The sequence below is a fragment of the Streptomyces sp. NPDC058000 genome, assembly GCF_042886435.1.
GTDB lineage: Bacteria > Actinomycetota > Actinomycetes > Streptomycetales > Streptomycetaceae > Streptomyces.
Map to the genome: position 1 here is coordinate 1 of NZ_JBHVQS010000084.1, position 15,910 is coordinate 15,910.

General features: G+C 71.2%; 10 protein-coding genes. 5 read left to right on the forward strand and 5 right to left on the reverse strand.

Going from position 1 to position 15,910, the window contains the following annotated elements; translation table 11 throughout:
- Positions 1-38 precede the first annotated feature (38 nt).
- A complete protein-coding gene (locus ACFVT2_RS39985; RefSeq protein WP_390026480.1) occupies positions 39-674 on the reverse strand; it encodes a TetR/AcrR family transcriptional regulator in 636 nt (211 codons plus the stop codon).
- A 158-nt stretch (positions 675-832) separates the two neighbouring features.
- Here ACFVT2_RS39985 and ACFVT2_RS39990 point away from each other — a divergent pair, with 158 nt between their 5' ends.
- Complete coding sequence (locus ACFVT2_RS39990) at positions 833-1,780, forward strand: ABC transporter permease (protein WP_390026482.1); 948 nt, start codon at positions 833-835, stop codon at positions 1,778-1,780.
- Between the two features lie 4 nt (positions 1,781-1,784).
- Positions 1,785-2,588 (forward strand): ABC transporter ATP-binding protein, encoded by an 804-nt coding sequence (locus ACFVT2_RS39995; RefSeq protein WP_390026527.1) that lies wholly within the window; start codon positions 1,785-1,787, stop codon positions 2,586-2,588.
- Positions 2,589-2,906: 318 nt separating this feature from the next.
- On the opposite strand, the gene ACFVT2_RS40000 is transcribed toward ACFVT2_RS39995, so the two are convergent.
- From ACFVT2_RS40000 to ACFVT2_RS40010, 3 genes are all read right to left on the reverse strand, one after another.
- On the reverse strand, positions 2,907-7,868 hold the full coding sequence (locus ACFVT2_RS40000; RefSeq protein ID WP_390026484.1) for an NAD-glutamate dehydrogenase: 4,962 nt from the start codon (positions 7,866-7,868) through the stop codon (positions 2,907-2,909).
- A gap of 421 nt (positions 7,869-8,289) precedes the next feature.
- The gene (locus ACFVT2_RS40005; protein ID WP_390026486.1) at positions 8,290-8,952 is read right to left on the reverse strand and encodes an HAD family hydrolase; all 663 of its coding nucleotides are present in this window, start codon (positions 8,950-8,952) and stop codon (positions 8,290-8,292) included.
- 103 nt (positions 8,953-9,055) lie between these two features.
- Positions 9,056-9,562 carry a DUF6912 family protein gene (locus ACFVT2_RS40010; RefSeq protein WP_390026488.1) on the reverse strand — a complete coding sequence of 169 codons (507 nt, stop codon included), beginning with the start codon at positions 9,560-9,562 and terminating at the stop codon, positions 9,056-9,058.
- A gap of 280 nt (positions 9,563-9,842) precedes the next feature.
- Here ACFVT2_RS40010 and ACFVT2_RS40015 point away from each other — a divergent pair, with 280 nt between their 5' ends.
- Positions 9,843-10,637, forward strand: a complete 795-nt coding sequence (locus tag ACFVT2_RS40015) for an Rv3235 family protein (RefSeq protein ID WP_390026490.1) — start codon at positions 9,843-9,845, stop codon at positions 10,635-10,637.
- A gap of 145 nt (positions 10,638-10,782) precedes the next feature.
- Here the strand turns inward: ACFVT2_RS40015 and secA are convergent, their stop codons facing one another.
- Positions 10,783-13,623 (reverse strand): preprotein translocase subunit SecA, encoded by a 2,841-nt coding sequence (gene secA / locus ACFVT2_RS40020; protein WP_390026493.1) that lies wholly within the window; start codon positions 13,621-13,623, stop codon positions 10,783-10,785.
- A gap of 320 nt (positions 13,624-13,943) precedes the next feature.
- Between secA and ACFVT2_RS40025 the strand changes: the two genes are divergently transcribed.
- Complete coding sequence (locus tag ACFVT2_RS40025) at positions 13,944-14,567, forward strand: GNAT family N-acetyltransferase (protein WP_390026495.1); 624 nt, start codon at positions 13,944-13,946, stop codon at positions 14,565-14,567.
- A gap of 66 nt (positions 14,568-14,633) precedes the next feature.
- Positions 14,634-15,887, forward strand: a complete 1,254-nt coding sequence (locus ACFVT2_RS40030; protein ID WP_390026497.1) for a winged helix-turn-helix domain-containing protein — start codon at positions 14,634-14,636, stop codon at positions 15,885-15,887.
- Positions 15,888-15,910: the final 23 nt, after the last annotated feature.

Sequence of the window (15,910 nt, forward strand, 5' to 3'; positions counted from 1 at the left end):
GGAGGGATCCGGCCGCCCCCTCGCCGCGTCCGCCCCGCCTACTCCGCGCCCAGCGCCGCCGTCACCGACCCCGCCAACGCGTCGAGGTACCCCGCGGGCACCTCGTCGCGGACCACCAGCAGCCGCCAGTACAGCGGCCCGGTCAGCAGGTCGAGCGCCAGCTGGGGATCCACGTCCGCGGGCAGCTCACCGCGCTCCACAGCCCGCGCCATCACCGCCGCGGCGACGCCCTCCTGGCTGTCGTGCAACGCGGACTTCAACGCCGTGGCCAGCTCCGGGCTGCGCGCCGCCTCGGCCAGCAGGTCCGGGATGATCTGCGAGGCCATCGGGTGCCGCAGCGCGCGGGCCGCGACCTCCAGCACCATCCGGACGTCGCCGCGCAGCGACCCGGTGTCCGGGGCCGGCAGTCCCGCCGCGGCGACCGCCGCGACCACGTCCAGGACCAGGTGCAGTTTGGAGCGCCAGCGCCGGTAGACGGCGGTCTTGCCGACCCCGGCCCGCCGGGCGATGCCCTCGATGGACATCCGGGCGAAGCCGACCGCGGCCAGCTCCTCGAAGACCGCCGCGCGGATCGCGGCGGTCTTGTCCTCCCGCAGCACGGCGGCGCCGGCCGGGGCCCGGCGCGCACCGGACGCCGCCGGGCCTCTCTCGCTCTCGGTGCCGTCTTTTGCCATGCCTTGATCCTAGCGGCACGACGCTACGGTTGCGTTTCGACGTCGACCGGCCCTACTGTCGACGTCGCGACGATACGGCCCCGTTCCGTCGTCGTGCCGGACCCTGGCGTCCGCCCGACCGGACTCCGACGTCCCCGTACGAAAGCGAAAGCGGCCCCATGCCCCAGACCCTCGCTCCCCCGCCCCCCGGCCCGGCCCCGGCTCCCGTCCGGCCGGCCGGCCCCGGCGACTCACCCGACCCGGAGCTGCGCGCCCTGGCCGAACGCCATGGCCTCACGGTGAGCGGCGCCCGCCCCTCGCTGTCCGAGTACACCCGGCAGCTGTGGCACCGGCGGCACTTCATCACCTCGTTCGCCACCGCCAAGCTCACCGCGATGTACACCACCTCCAAGCTCGGCCAGCTCTGGCAGGTGATCACCCCGCTGCTCAACGCCGGCGTCTACTACTTGATCTTCGGCGTGCTGATCGGCACCCGGAAGGGCGTCCCGGACTACATCCCGTACCTGGTGACCGGCGTCTTCGTCTTCACCTTCCTCCAGAACTCGGTGATGACCGGCACCCGGGCGATCTCCGGCAGCCTCGGCCTGGTGCGCGCACTGCACTTCCCCCGCGCCTGCCTGCCGATCTCGTTCTGCCTGGCACAGCTCCAGCAGCTGCTGTACTCCATGGGCGTGCTGGTGATCATCCTGCTCTGCTTCGGGCAGGTGCCGACCTGGTCGTGGCTGCTGGTCGTCCCGGCGCTGACGCTCCAGTTCGTCTTCAACGTCGGCCTCGCGATGGTCATGGCGCGGCTCGGCGCACGGACCCCGGACCTGGCGCAGCTGATGCCCTTCATCATGCGGACCTGGATGTACGCGTCCGGCGTGATGTTCAGCATCAGCCTCATCCTCAAGGGCAAGCACCTCCCGCAGATCGTGGTGGTGCTACTGAACGGCAACCCGGCCGCGGTCTACATCGACCTGATGCGCTTCGCCCTGATCGACAGCTTCAAGGCGCACCAGCTCCCGCCGCACGTCTGGGCGTTCGCGGCCGGCTGGGCGCTGCTGGCGGGCGTCGCGGGCTTCGTGTACTTCTGGAAGGCCGAGGAGCGGTACGGACGTGGCTGAGTTCATGACGGAGAACCTGAGCGGCACCGGCCCGGCGGCGGCGGACGAGCCCCGCATCCCGACCGTGATCGCCGACCAACTGCACATCGTCTACCGCGTCTACGGCACCGGCGCCGGCAAGGGCAGCGCCACCGCGGCGCTGGGCCGCATCGCCCGCCGCAAGCCCGCCACCGGCGTGCGCGAGGTGCACGCCGTCAAGGGCGTCTCCTTCACCGCCTACCGCGGCGAGTCGGTCGGCCTGATCGGCTCCAACGGCTCCGGCAAATCAACCCTGCTCCAGGCGGTCGCCGGACTGCTGCCCGCCGAGCGCGGCAAGGTCTACACCCACGGCCAGCCCTCGCTGCTCGGCGTCAACGCGGCCCTGATGAACGACCTGACCGGCGAGAAGAACGTCATCCTCGGCGGCCTGGCGATGGGCATGAGCCGCGAGGAGGTCCACGAACGCTACGACGGCATCGTCGACTTCTCCGGCATCAACGAGAAGGGCGACTTCATCTCTCTGCCGATGCGCACCTACTCCTCCGGTATGGCGGCCCGGCTGCGGTTCTCCATCGCGGCCGCCAAGGACCACGACGTGCTGCTGATCGACGAGGCGCTGGCCACCGGCGACCGCAGCTTCCAGAAGCGTTCCGAGGCCCGCATCCGGGAGCTGCGCGAGGAGGCCGGCACGGTCTTCCTGGTCAGCCACAACAACAACTCCATCCGCGACACCTGCGACCGGGTCCTGTGGCTGGAAAAGGGCGTCCTCCGCATGGACGGCCCCACCGACGAAGTCCTCGCCGCCTACGAGGACTTCACCCAGGGCTAGGCCCTGTCCGGTGGATCAGGGTCGGCTAGGCCCTGGCCCTCCCTCCCCCTCTCCCTCTCCCCCGACCCACAACGCCGTGAGCGCCGGACAGGCCCCCCAGCCCGCCCGGCGCTCACGGCATACCCGTGCCTTCCAGCACTCGCCGCACTCCCAGCCCGTCCGGCACACCCCCCAGCCCGTCCGGCGTTTGAGGACGAGCGGAGCGATACCCGGCCCGCCCGGGCCCACCCCACGCAAAAGCGCCGGACAGGCAGGGACAGCCCGTCCGGCGCTTGAGGACAAGGGGGCCGGCGCCGCCAGGCGCCGCCCCCACCGGCCTCAGCTATGCGTACGCAGCAACGTCCGCATGGTCCGCATGGCCACCGAGAGATTCGCCAGATCGAACCCCTCGGACCCGTGGATCTCCTCCAGCGTGGCCCGCGCCCGCGTCAGGATCGCCGCGTTCGCCTCCTCCCACGCCGAGAACCGCTCCTGCGGCGAAGCGGACCCGTCGCCCACCGACAGCACGTCCGAGGTGAGCGCGGCGTGCGCCGCGAAGAGGTCCTCGCGGATGGAGGCACGGGCCATCGACTGCCAACGGTCGTTCCGCGGCAACTCCAGGATCCGGTCCAGGAGTTGGTTGATCCGCAGCCGGTCGCCCAGGTCGTAGTAGACCTCCGCGACGGCCAGCGGCTCCTTGCCCGTACGGTCCGCGATGGCGACGATGTCCAGCGCCGGGAAGACCGACGAGAAGCCGGACACCTGGACGGCCAGCGGCTCGGACACCCCGGCGTCGGTCAGCTCCTCCAGGATCGTCTGGTACCACTCCAGGTCACTGCCCTGGAGCAGCTTCGGCAGCTCCGCCCAGACCTGCGCCACCCGCTCCGAGAAGAACTCGATCGTCCCGGACAGCTCCAGCGGCTGGCGGCGGTTGTTGAGCAGCCAGCGGGTGCCGCGCTCGACCAGCCGGCGCGAGTGCAGCCGGATCCGGGTCTGGACGTCGGCCGCGACGACATTGTCGAGCGCCTCGACGTCGTCCCAGACCTGGTTGAGGCGGAAGATCGCGCGGGCCGCGGTGTGCGCCCGGACGACCTCTTCCAGCGAGGCGCCGGTCTCCTCCCGCATCCGGTGCAGGAAGCTCGTACCGCCGGTGTTGACGGTGTCGTTGACCAGCACCGTGGTGACGATCTCGCGGGACAGCGCGTGCCCGTCGACCTGGTCGGTGAAGTTCTCCCGCAGCGCGGTCGGGAAGTACGCGTGCAGCAGGCGCTGGAGGTAGGGGTCGTCCGGCAGCCCCGTGTGGATCAGCTCGTCGGCCACCGTGATCTTGGTGTAGGCGAGCAGGACCGCGGTCTCCGGCTGGGTCAGGCCGCGCCCGGCGTTCAGCCGCTCCCGGATCTGCCGGTCGCTGGGCAGGAACTCCAGCGCCCGGTCCAGGTGCCTGTCGCGCACCAGGCGGCGCATGAAGCGCTGCTGGGCGTGGAGCATGCTGGAGGACTGGGCGATGGCCAGCGCCAGTGCGGTGTTCTGCGCGTAGTTGTTGCGCAGCACCAGCGAGCCGACCTCGTCGGTCATCTGGGCCAGGAGCTTGTTCCGCTGCTTGACCGTCATGTCGCCGTTGGCGACGACGGAGTTGAGCAGGATCTTGATGTTGACCTCGTGGTCGGAGGTGTCCACACCGGCGCTGTTGTCGATCGCGTCGGTGTTGATCTTCCCGCCGGCCATGGCGAACTCGATCCGGCCCAGCTGGGTCAGGCCCAGGTTGCCGCCCTCGCCGACGACCTTGACCCGCAGGTCCTCACCGTTGACCCGGATCGCGTCGTTGGACTTGTCGCCCACGTCGGCGTGCGACTCCGTGGACGCCTTGACGTACGTGCCGATGCCGCCGTTCCACAGCAGGTCGACCGGGGCCTTGAGGATGGCCTGCATCAGGTCGGCCGGCGTCATCTTCTTCACGCCGGGCTCGATGCCCAGCGCGGCCCGCACCTGGGCGTTGATCGGGATGGACTTGGCCGACCGCGGGTGCACCCCGCCGCCCTGCGAGAGCAGGTCGGTGTTGTAGTCCGCCCACGAGGAACGCGGCAGCTCGAACAGCCGGCGGCGCTCGGCGTACGAGGTCGCCGCGTCCGGCTTGGGGTCGAGGAAGATGTGCCGGTGGTCGAAGGCGGCGACCAGCCGGATGTGCTCGCTGAGCAGCATGCCGTTGCCGAACACGTCACCGGACATGTCGCCGACGCCGACGACGGTGAAGTCCTGGGTCTGGGAGTCGTGGCCCAGCTCCCGGAAGTGCCGCTTGACCGACTCCCAGGCGCCGCGGGCGGTGATGCCCATGCCCTTGTGGTCGTAGCCGGCGCTGCCACCGGAGGCGAACGCGTCGCCCAGCCAGAAGCCGTACGACTCGGCGACCTCGTTGGCGATGTCGGAGAACGTCGCGGTGCCCTTGTCGGCGGCGACCACCAGGTAGGTGTCGTCCTCGTCGTGCCGGACGACGTCCTTGGGCGGGACGACCTCGCCGCCGACGAGGTTGTCGGTGATGTCCAGCAGACCCGAGATGAAGGTCTTGTAGCAGGCGATGCCCTCGGCCAGCCACGCGTCCCGGTCCTGCGCCGGGTCCGGCAGCTGCTTGCCGACGAAGCCGCCCTTGGCGCCGACCGGCACGATGACGGTGTTCTTGACCATCTGCGCCTTGACCAGGCCGAGGATCTCGGTACGGAAGTCCTCCCGCCGGTCCGACCAGCGCAGACCACCGCGTGCGACCTTGCCGAACCGCAGGTGGACGCCCTCGACGCGGGGCGAGTACACCCAGATCTCGTACGCCGGGCGGGGCGCCGGCAGATCGGGGATGGCCTGCGGGTCCAGCTTCATGGACAGGTAGGAGTGCGGCCGGCCCGAGCTGTCGCGCTGGTAGTGGTTGGTGCGCAGGGTCGCCTTGATGACGGTGAGGAAGGAGCGCAGGATGCGGTCCTCGTCGAGGGAGGCGACCTGGTCCAGGGCGCCTTCCAGCTCCTCCAGCAGCCCGTCGATCAGCTCGGTGCCGGCGCTCTGCCGCTCCGGGGACATCCGTGCCTCGAAGAGCGAGACCAGCAGCCGGGTGGTGTGGACGTTGTTGGAGAGGGTGTCCTCCATGTACGTCTGGCTGAAGGTCGAGCCGGCCTGCCGCAGGTACTTGGCGTAGGCGCGGAGCACCATCGCCTGACGCCAGTCGAGACCGGCCCGCAGCACCAGCTGGTTGAAGTCGTCGCTCTCGGCGGCGCCCGTCCACACCGCGGTGAACGCCTCCTGGAAGCGCTCGCGGGCGTCGTCGCCCGAGACGTGCTCGGGCATCCGCAGACCGAAGTCGTAGACCCAGGCGAGGGTGGCGTCGGCGCAGCGCAGCTCGTGCGGGCGCTCGTCGACGACCTCGACGCCCAGGCGGTTGAGGCCGGGCAGCACCTTCGACAGCGAGACCGGCTCGCCCCGGCGGTAGATCTTGAAGCGGCGCTCACCGGGGCTGGCGTTGACCGGCTCGTAGAGGCTGACCGCGAAGTCGTGGCCGGGCTCCCCAGTGAGCTTCTCCAGGTGCTGGAGGTCGGCGACCGCGCTGCGCGGGTTGTTGTCGGCCTTGTAGCCCTCGGGGAAGGCGTGGCCGTAGCGGCGCAGCAGCTCGGCGGCGCGCTCCTCGCCGACCTCGGCGGTCAGCGCCTCGGCGAAGCCGTCGGCCCAGGAGCGCGCGGCCTCCACCAGCCGGGCCTCGATGCGGTCCACGTCCGCGTCGGTGAGCTCGGACAGGGCGGTGCCGGGCTCGACCCGGATGAGGAAGTGCAGCCGGGAGAGCACCGACTCGGTGTTCCAGGCGGTGAAGTCGACGCTGGTGCCGCCCAGCTCCTCCTTGAGGATGTCGATCAGCCGCAGCCGGACGCCGGTGGTGTAGCGGTCCCGCGGGAGGTAGACGAGCGCGGAGTAGTAGCGGCCGTACTCGTCCTGGCGGAGGTAGAGCCGCAGGCGACGGCGCTCTTGGAGGTAGAGCACGCTGGTGGCGATGGACCGCAGCTGGTCGGCCGGGGTCTGGAACAACTCGTCGCGCGGGTAGGTCTCCAGGATCTGGAGCAGGTCGCGGCCGTCGTGGCTGTTCGGGCTGAAGCCGGCGCCCTCCAGGACCTCGGCGACCTTGCGGCGGATCACCGGCACCCGTCGGACGGACTCGGTGTACGCGGCCGAGGAGAACAGGCCCAGGAAGCGGCGCTCCCCGATGACGTTGCCGTCCTTGTCGAACTTCTTCACCCCGACGTAGTCGAGGTAGGAGGGCCGGTGGACGGTGGCGCGGCTGTTGGCCTTGGTGAGGATCAGCAGCTTGTGCTCACGGGCCTTGGCGCGGGCGTCCGCGGGCAGCCGGTTGAAGGACGGCGAGACGGGGTGTCCGGCGTCGCTCTCGCGGTGCGCCGGGTCGGAGCGCAGGATGCCCAGGCCGGTGCCGGGGATCGCGGTGAGGACGTCCTCCTCCGTGCCGTCGTCGCAGGGCGCGCAGGCGAGCTCGTACTCGCGGTAGCCGAGGAAGGTGAAGTGGTCGTCGGAGAGCCAGCGCAGCAGCTCCCGGGCCTCCTCGACCTCCTCCGCGCGGATGTCGTCGGCGATCGGCTCGGCGGGCAGGTCCTCGGCGATCCGCAGGGCGGCGGAGCGCATCTTGTCCCAGTCCTCGACGGCCTCGCGGACGTCGGAGAGGACCCGCAGCAGATCCGCGGTGATCTGCTTGAGGTCGTCCTTGTCGGTCTCCCGGTCGATCTCGACGTGGATCCAGGACTCGACGACCGCGTCGTGCGGCAGCTCGGTGGCCTTCCGGCCGCCGTTGAGGCCGTGCACGTCACCGTTGATGTCGAGGACCTCGATCAGCTTGCCGGTGACGTCCCGGCGAACGATCAACTGCGGGTGGATCACGACGTGGATGCCGCGCGCCTGCCGCGAGAGCTCATTGGTGACCGAGTCGACCAGGAAGGGCATGTCGTCGGTGACCACCTCGACGACGGAGTGGCTGCACGTCCAGCCGTTCTCCTCGACGGTCGGGGTGTGCACCCGCACATTCGCGGTGCCCTGGGGCCGGTGCTCGGCGAGACGGTAGTGGGAAAGCGCGGCACCGAAGACATCGACCGGGTCGCGGTCGGCGAGGTCCTCGGGGGCGGTGTGCAGGTAGTAGCGCTGGAGGTATCCCGTAAGGGTGTCCGGGTCCAGTCCGCGTACCGGGGTCTTCGCCCCGGCCGGGCTGCTCTCACCTACCCGGGCGGCCCTCGCGAGCAGCTCGTTCTTGGCTTCGTCCAGCTTGGTCTGCATGTCCTCTGGCTCCTGTCGCGCGCCGTTGCGTGACGTTGTGGAAAAACGTGGGAAGGGCTGTGGAAGCCGCACAACGCCACCGCGACGCGGGGTGTCCTGTCGCTGTCGACGCTATGCCGCGATGGGGGAAGGCCGCGCCGCCGTCGACGAGTTTTGACGAAGTCGACATGGATTGGCGGCCGCAACGATCAGCAGTCGCCCGGTCACTGTGGTGTCCCGGGCGCACGGCGGGGGCCTTGCTACCCCCGCGGACTATCGCGCTGATCACGGTGCAAGGCTATCTCTCCCGGCAAGTGCCCCGTTATGCGCCGTGCACGTAAAACCACACCCTTAACTTGGCCCTTCTGGACAATGGGGCGCCGGGGTGGCGTATGTGTAGCGGGCCGGTGCGCAGCAGGCCGGTGTGCAGCGGGCCGACCCGTTAGGACGCGATGTCCTCCGCGACCTGCACGGCCTCGGCGAGACTGTCCACCACCGGCACTCCGGCGGCCGTCAGACTGCTCCGGCTGTGCGAACCGCCGGTGTACAGCACCGCATGGGCTCCCGCGTCACGCGCGGCCACCGCATCGTCGAAGGCGTCCCCGATCACCACCGTACGCCCCGGATCGATGCTCTCCAGAGCCGCCAGATGACGGACCATCTGCGTGCTCTTCGACCCCCCGGACGGCCCCGTGCGGCCCTCGACCCGGACGAACCGCGAGGCGATGCCCAGGCCACGGACCAGGGGTATCAGCTCGTCGTGGCCGAACATGCTGAGGATCGACTGGCTCCGGCCGGCCGCCTGCCAGGACGCGAGCAGCGTCTCCGCTCCCTCGGCGAGGCCGCACCCCACCCGGTGCTCGGTGTAGTAGCGGTGGAAGGTGTCGTCCATCACCAGCCACTCCGCCTCGGTCGGCAGCCGGCCCATCAGCCGCTCGTAGAACCGCGGCACCGGCACGCAGTACAACTCGCGGTACCGCTCCAGCGTGATCGGCTCCAGGCCGATCTCCGCGAAGGCGGAGTTGGTCGCCGCGATCACGGCGTCGATGTCGTGGAACAGGGTGCCGTTCCAGTCCCACACGATGTGTGCGGCGGGCTTCCTCATGCCGTCCCCCGGTCCTTCCCCCGCGCGATTGCCATGGGAAAAACCGTACCCGCCGCCACTGACAACGGCGCCGGGCCGGCGGTCGGACCGCCGCACCGGGGCGTCACCCCAGCAACTGCGGAATCTCCTGCACCCCGAACCACATCAGGTCGTGGTCCTCGGCACCGTCCACCGTGAACTGCGCGTCGTCGTCGCCGACGTCGGCCGCGCCCAGCGCCGCCGCGGCCGCCGCCACGTCCTCCACCGCGTCCGCGGCGTCCACGTGCACCGCCGCCGCCTTCGACAGCGGCACCGGCCCGGCGATCCGCACCTCGCCCAGCGCGGACTGGTCCAACCCCCGGTCCGGGTCCACCGCCGCGCTCCGGTCCGGCACGTCCACCACCAGCACGACCCGCCGCCGGGGCACCTCCGGGTGCCCGGCCAGCAGTCGCAGCGACGCCTGCGCCGCGCGGTTCAGCGCCGCGTACTCCAGCTCTTCGATGTCGTCCGAGACGTACCACTCCCGCAGCGCGGGCGTGACGGCGTACGCGAGCAGCGGGCCGGCCCCCAGCTCACCGCTCCGGTGTGCCGCAGCGAGCCCGGAAAGCGTCAGGGGAACGTAGACACGCATAACAGCCGCTCTCGCTAGATCCAGAACAATGCCCAGCCAGCATACGGCCGTGCGTCCCCCATCGTGCCGCCCCGGCACCTCCCGTCACGCCCGGCCCACACCCCTCCGCCGCCCCGGCCCCGCCCCGCAATCCCGGGCCCGTGCCACGGACGGGTGAAAATCCCCCGCCGCACCCCGGACGGCCGCGCGCCTTGCCGCCCCCGGCGCCCCGCCGACAAGATCCCACACCACAAGCTACCGCCCGGTAATGACTCCGGGCCGGGCACGAGGGGGCACCGCGATGACCGATACGACCAGCGAGAACACCGCAGCGACCGGCGCCACGACGGACCCCCGCCCGGCCCCGGCGGACCCGGCCCCCCAAGGCCCGCACCCCGCCGGTGCGACACCGGCTGCGCCCACCACCGACGGCCCGGCGCCCGCCCCGACCGTCCCCCGCCCCCGCCACTCCCCCACCGACCGCACCCCCGACGCCCCGAACACCCCCGGCACCCCGCCCGAACCGACGCCGGCGCCCACAGCGCCGCGCCGCACCGCTCCCCCGGCCCGCCGCGGCACCCGCCGCCCCACCGGCCCCGCGGGCCGCGGCCCCGGCTCCCCCGGCAACCGCGGCCCCACCCGCACCCCACACCTCACCCGCACCACCACCCCAAGCCGCCCCGCCGGCCCGACCACCACCCCGCTCCCCACCCCGGACACCCCACTCCCCACCCCCAGCGCCCGACGCCACGCCCACGAGAACCGGCCCCACCTCTGGTTCGCCCACCAACTCCTGCTCACCCTGAGCGCCCAGCGCCCCGTCCACGCCCTCCTCGGACACGCCCTCCCGGCCGCCTACGACCGACTCGCCGAACTCGCCCCACAGTCACCCCTGCGCCCCTACGTCGCCCCGGGCCTGCGCGCCCCCGTACCGGCCCTCCACGCCTGCGGTCTGTGCCGCCCCCGCGACGGCGTCATCGAGGCGTTCGCCCGCATCACCACCGGCGCCCGCCTGCGCGCCCTGGCATTCCGCCTGGAACGGGGCGCCGACGCCCGCTGGCGCTGCGCCGCCCTCGACATCGGCCCCTTCCCCTAGACCTGGCCGCCCCTGATCCACGGGACAGGCCCTCGCCAGGACCCGTCCCGGGCCCGCGCAGCACGAAGGGCGCCCCGGCCGGCCACGGCCAGGGCGCCCTTCGTTTCAGCTTCCGCCGCGCAGCGGACCGCTGCGCGGCTTGCGGCTACTTCTTGCGGCGGCGACCCCCGCTCTTCTGCGCCTTGCGGCGCTCCGCACGCGTCAGCCCGTCGGCCTCCGAGCGGGCCGGACCGTCGCCCTCCACGTCGCTGACGAAGTCGCCCTCGATGACGCTGCCGTCACCGTCGACCTTGGGCGCGGTGAAGTGCAGCCGATCGGGCCGCTGCGGCGCCTCCAGGCCCTTGGCGTGGATCTCCGGACGCCCCGTGCCGGCCGCCGCCGGGACGGCCACCTCGTCGCCCGGCTCCAGCGGGGCACGCTCGGCGGCCTCCTCCACCGGGACCTCCTCGACCTGCTGCTCCACCTGGACCTCCAGGTTGAACAGGTAGCCGACGGACTCCTCCTTGATGCCCTCCATCATCGCGGTGAACATGTCGAAGCCCTCGCGCTGGTACTCGACCAGCGGGTCCTTCTGGGCCATCGCCCGCAGGCCGATACCCTCCTGGAGGTAGTCCATCTCGTAGAGGTGCTCACGCCACTTGCGGTCCAGGACGGACAGCACCACGCGGCGCTCCAGCTCCCGCATGATCTCCGAGCCCAGCTGCTCCTCACGGGCGGCGTACTGCTCGTGGATGTCGTCCTTGATGCCGTCGGCGATGAACTCGGCGGTCAGGCCCGCACGGTCGCCGACCTCCTCCTCCAGCTCCTCGATGGTCGCCTTGACCGGGTAGAGCTGCTTGAACGCGCCCCACAGGCGGTCCAGGTCCCACTCCTCGGCGAAGCCCTCGACGGTCTCCGCCTGGACGTAGGCGTCGATCGTGCCTTCCATGAAGTGCTTGACCTGGTCCTGGAGGTCCTCGCCCTCCAGGACGCGGCGCCGCTCGCCGTAGATGACCTCGCGCTGGCGGTTGAGCACCTCGTCGTACTTCAGGACGTTCTTGCGGGTCTCGAAGTTCTGCTGCTCGACCTGCGACTGGGCGGAGGCGATCGCCCGCGTCACCATCTTGTTCTCGATCGGCACGTCGTCCGGCACGTTGGCCATCGCCATGACCCGCTCGACCATCTGGGCCTTGAACAGCCGCATCAGGTCATCGCCCAGGGAGAGGTAGAACCGCGACTCACCCGGGTCGCCCTGCCGGCCGGAACGACCGCGCAGCTGGTTGTCGATACGCCGCGACTCGTGCCGCTCGGTGCCCAGGACGTAGAGCCCACCGAGCTCCTTGACCTCCTCGAACTCCGCCTTGACGGCCGCCTCGGCGCGCTCCAGAGCGGCGGGCAGCGCGGCCGCCCACTCCTCCACGTGCTCGACCGGGTCCAACCCCGCCTGGCGCAGCTCGGTCTCGGCGAGGTCGTCGGGGTTGCCGCCGAGCTTGATGTCCGTACCGCGGCCGGCCATGTTGGTGGCGACCGTCACCGCGCCCTTGCGGCCGGCCTGGGCGACGATCGTCGCCTCCCGGTCGTGCTGCTTGGCGTTGAGCACCTCGTGGGCGATGCCGCGCTTCTTGAGCTGCTGCGAGAGGTACTCGGACTTCTCGACGGAGGTCGTGCCGACCAGGATCGGCTGGCCCTTCCCGTGCTTCTCGGCGATGTCCTCGACGACCGCGTCGAACTTCGCGGGCTCGGTGCGGTAGATCAGGTCCGCCTGGTCCTTGCGGACCATCGGCCGGTTCGTCGGGATCGGGACGACGCCGAGCTTGTAGATCTGGTGGAACTCCGCGGCCTCGGTCATGGCCGTACCGGTCATGCCGGAGAGCTTGTCGTAGAGGCGGAAGAAGTTCTGGAGGGTGATCGTGGCGAGCGTCTGGTTCTCGTCCTTGATCTCCACTCCTTCCTTCGCCTCGATGGCCTGGTGCATGCCCTCGTTGTAGCGGCGGCCGGCGAGGATACGACCGGTGTGCTCGTCGACGATCATGACCTCGCCGTCGATGACGACGTAGTCCTTGTCGAGCTTGAACAGCTCCTTGGCCTTGATCGCGTTGTTGAGGTAGCCGACCAGCGGCGTGTTGACCGACTCGTAGAGGTTGTCGATGCCCAGCCAGTCCTCGACCTTGCCGACACCGGACTCGTGGATGCCGACGGTGCGCTTCTTCTCGTCGACGTCGTAGTCGCCGGTCTCCTCGACACCGCGCTGCGGGTTGGCCGGCTCGCCCCGCTTGAGGCGCTGCACCAACTTGGCGAAGTCGCCGTACCACTTGGTGGCCGAGTCCGCCGGACCGGAGATGATCAGCGGCGTACGGGCCTCGTCCACCAGGATCGAGTCGACCTCGTCGACGACCGCGAAGTTGTGGCCGCGCTGGACCAGTTCGTCCTGCGACCACGCCATGTTGTCGCGCAGGTAGTCGAAGCCGAACTCGTTGTTGGTGCCGTAGGTGATGTCACAGCCGTACTGCTCGCGGCGCTGAGCCGGCGTCATGTCGGACAGGATGCAGCCCACGGTCAGGCCCAGGAACTTGTGGACCCGGCCCATCATCTCGGAGTCGCGCTCGGCGAGGTAGTCGTTGACCGTGATCAGGTGGACGCCCTTGCCGGACAGCGCGTTCAGATACGCCGGGAGGGTACCCACCAGGGTCTTGCCCTCACCGGTCTTCATCTCCGCGACAAAGCCGAGGTGCAGGGCCGCACCACCCATCAGCTGGACGTCGTAGTGCCGCTGGCCGAGCACGCGCTTGGCGCCCTCCCGGACCGTGGCGAACGCCTCGGGCAGCAGGTCGTCGAGGCTCTCGCCGTCCGCGTAGCGCTGCTTGTACTCATCGGTGAGCGCCCGCAGCTCGGCGTCGGAGAGGGCCGCGAAGTCCTCTTCGATGGAGTTCACCTGGCCCGCGATGCGGTGCAGCTTGCGCAGGATCTTTCCTTCGCCTGCACGCATGATCTTCGTCAAGACGGACACTTGGGCTGGTCTCCTTGCCGGTCGGGCCTGCACGGTCGAGTGCGCGGGCGCGGCATGTTTCCAGGGGGCAGGCCCCGCCGCAACGGCCATCGTAAAGGAGGACGCTGTCCGGCCGGGAGGTCCGCCGCAGTCGAGCCCGCCGACCCCTCGCCACGTCAACGCACGAGCCCGCGAGAAGGTGCCGGGAAAGTTTCCGCGGAACCACCGAAAAACTTCCCGCAAACCTTCCCGGAACCGTTCCCGGCGCCCCTTGGTCGCAGCGCCCGGAATCGTGACGAAAACGGCTCGCGATGCGGTGCCCGCCGCAGCAGACTCACCCCATGAAGTCCGTCACCCTCACCACCGACCGCCTCCTGCTGCGCCCCTTCGAGCCCTCTGACGTGTCCGCGGTACACGCCGCCTGTCAGGACCCCGACATCCCCCGCTGGACCGCCGTCCCCTCGCCGTACGGCCACGCCGACGCGGAGCAGTTCGTCGACACCGTCACCGCCGAGGGCTGGCGGAACGACACCTCCTACACCTTCGCCGTGATCACCCGGTCCGGCGGAACCCTGGTCGGTTCCATGGCTCTGCTCCGACTCGACCAGCTGCGCACCCTGGAGCGGCAGGCGGAACTCGGTTACTGGACGGCGAAGGAGCAGCGCGGCCAGGGCTACACCGCGGAAGCCGCCGGCGCGGTGGCCCGCTGGGCCTTCCGCGAGCTGGGGGTGGAACGCCTGGAATGGCTCGCCGAGGCCGGCAACGAAGGCTCCTGGGCGGTCGCCCGCAAGGTCGGCTTCCACCGGGAGGGCACCCTGCGCGCCAAGCTGGTGCACGACGGCACCCGCCGGGACCTCTGGATCGGCTCCCTCCTCCCGTCCGACCTGCCCCGCGAGCCCGTCCCCGCCGGCTCCGCCACCCTCCCGCCCCAGGACCCCACGCCCTACCTCCCCCACCCCCGCTGACCACCTGACCTGCGGAAACGACCGAACGCCGGGGCGTTGTCAGTGGCCGCCCCTACGCTGTGCGACATGACCGGAGTGACGCAGCGAGAGCCCGCACCACGCCCCGTGACCGCCCTGTCCGCCGACGACGCCCGACGGATGGCACTGCGGGCCCAGGGCCTGCTGGGCGCCCCCGACCGCCGGGCCGGCGTCCGCGGGATGCTGCTCCGCCTGGGCGCGGTCCAGCTCGACACGATCTCCGTGCTCGCCCGCTCCCACGAGCTGGTCCCGTACGCCCGGCTCGGAGCGGTCGGCCGCTCCGCCGTGGAGAGCGCCTACTGGTCAGCGAGCCCCGAAGACAATGCCCCGGCCCGGCCGCACAGCTTCGAGTACTGGTCGCACGCGGCCTGCATCCTGCCCATCGAGGAGTGGCCGCACTTCGCCTTCCGCCGCCGCGCCCGGCGCGCCAAGGGCCACCGCTGGCACGTCATGAAGGACTCCGCACGCTCCTGCGCCGCCGTCCTGGACCGCCTCAAGGCCGACGGCCCGCTCACCACCTCCCAGCTGGGCGGCGGCCGCAACGGCGGGGAGTGGTGGGACTGGTCCGAAACCAAGATCGCCGTGGAGTGGCTGCTGGACACCGGCGACGTGGTCTGCACCGAACGCCGCGGCTGGAAGCGGATCTACGACCTCGCCGAGCGCGCCGTCCCCGAACCGCTGCTCCACGACGACCTCGACGACACCGCGTGCATACGGCGCCTGGTCGCCCAGGCCGGCGCCGCGATGGGCGTGGCCACCCGCGCGGACCTCGCCGACTACCACCGCCTCAAGGGCGAGCAGGTGGACGCCGTCATCGAGGACACCGGGCTGGTGCCGGTGACGGTCGAGGGCTGGGCCAAGCCCGCCTGGGCGGATCCGGAGGCGCTCGCCGCCGCGCCCCGCGGCCGGCACCGCACGACCCTGCTCTCCCCCTTCGACTCCCTCATCTGGGACCGCCCACGGACGGAACGGATCTTCGACTTCACCCACCGTCTGGAGGCCTACGTCCCCAAGCCCCGGCGGATACACGGCTACTTCGCCATGCCCCTGCTGGCCGGCGGCAAGCTGGTCGGCCGCGTCGACCCGGCCCGCGAGGGCGGCACCCTGGTCGCCCGCCAGCTCTCGCTCCAGGGCCCCAAGGCCGTCCGCCCCATGGCCCAGGCCCTGCGCGAGGCCGCGGCCTGGGTGGGCTGCGACAGCGTCCGCATCGAGCGCTGCGACGACCCGCGGCTGGCCGCCGCCCTGCGCGCCGAGCTCACCCACACCGACGGGACGGACCCCGAGGAGGACATCACGGCCTGACCCTCAAGCCCCGGCGCCGGCCC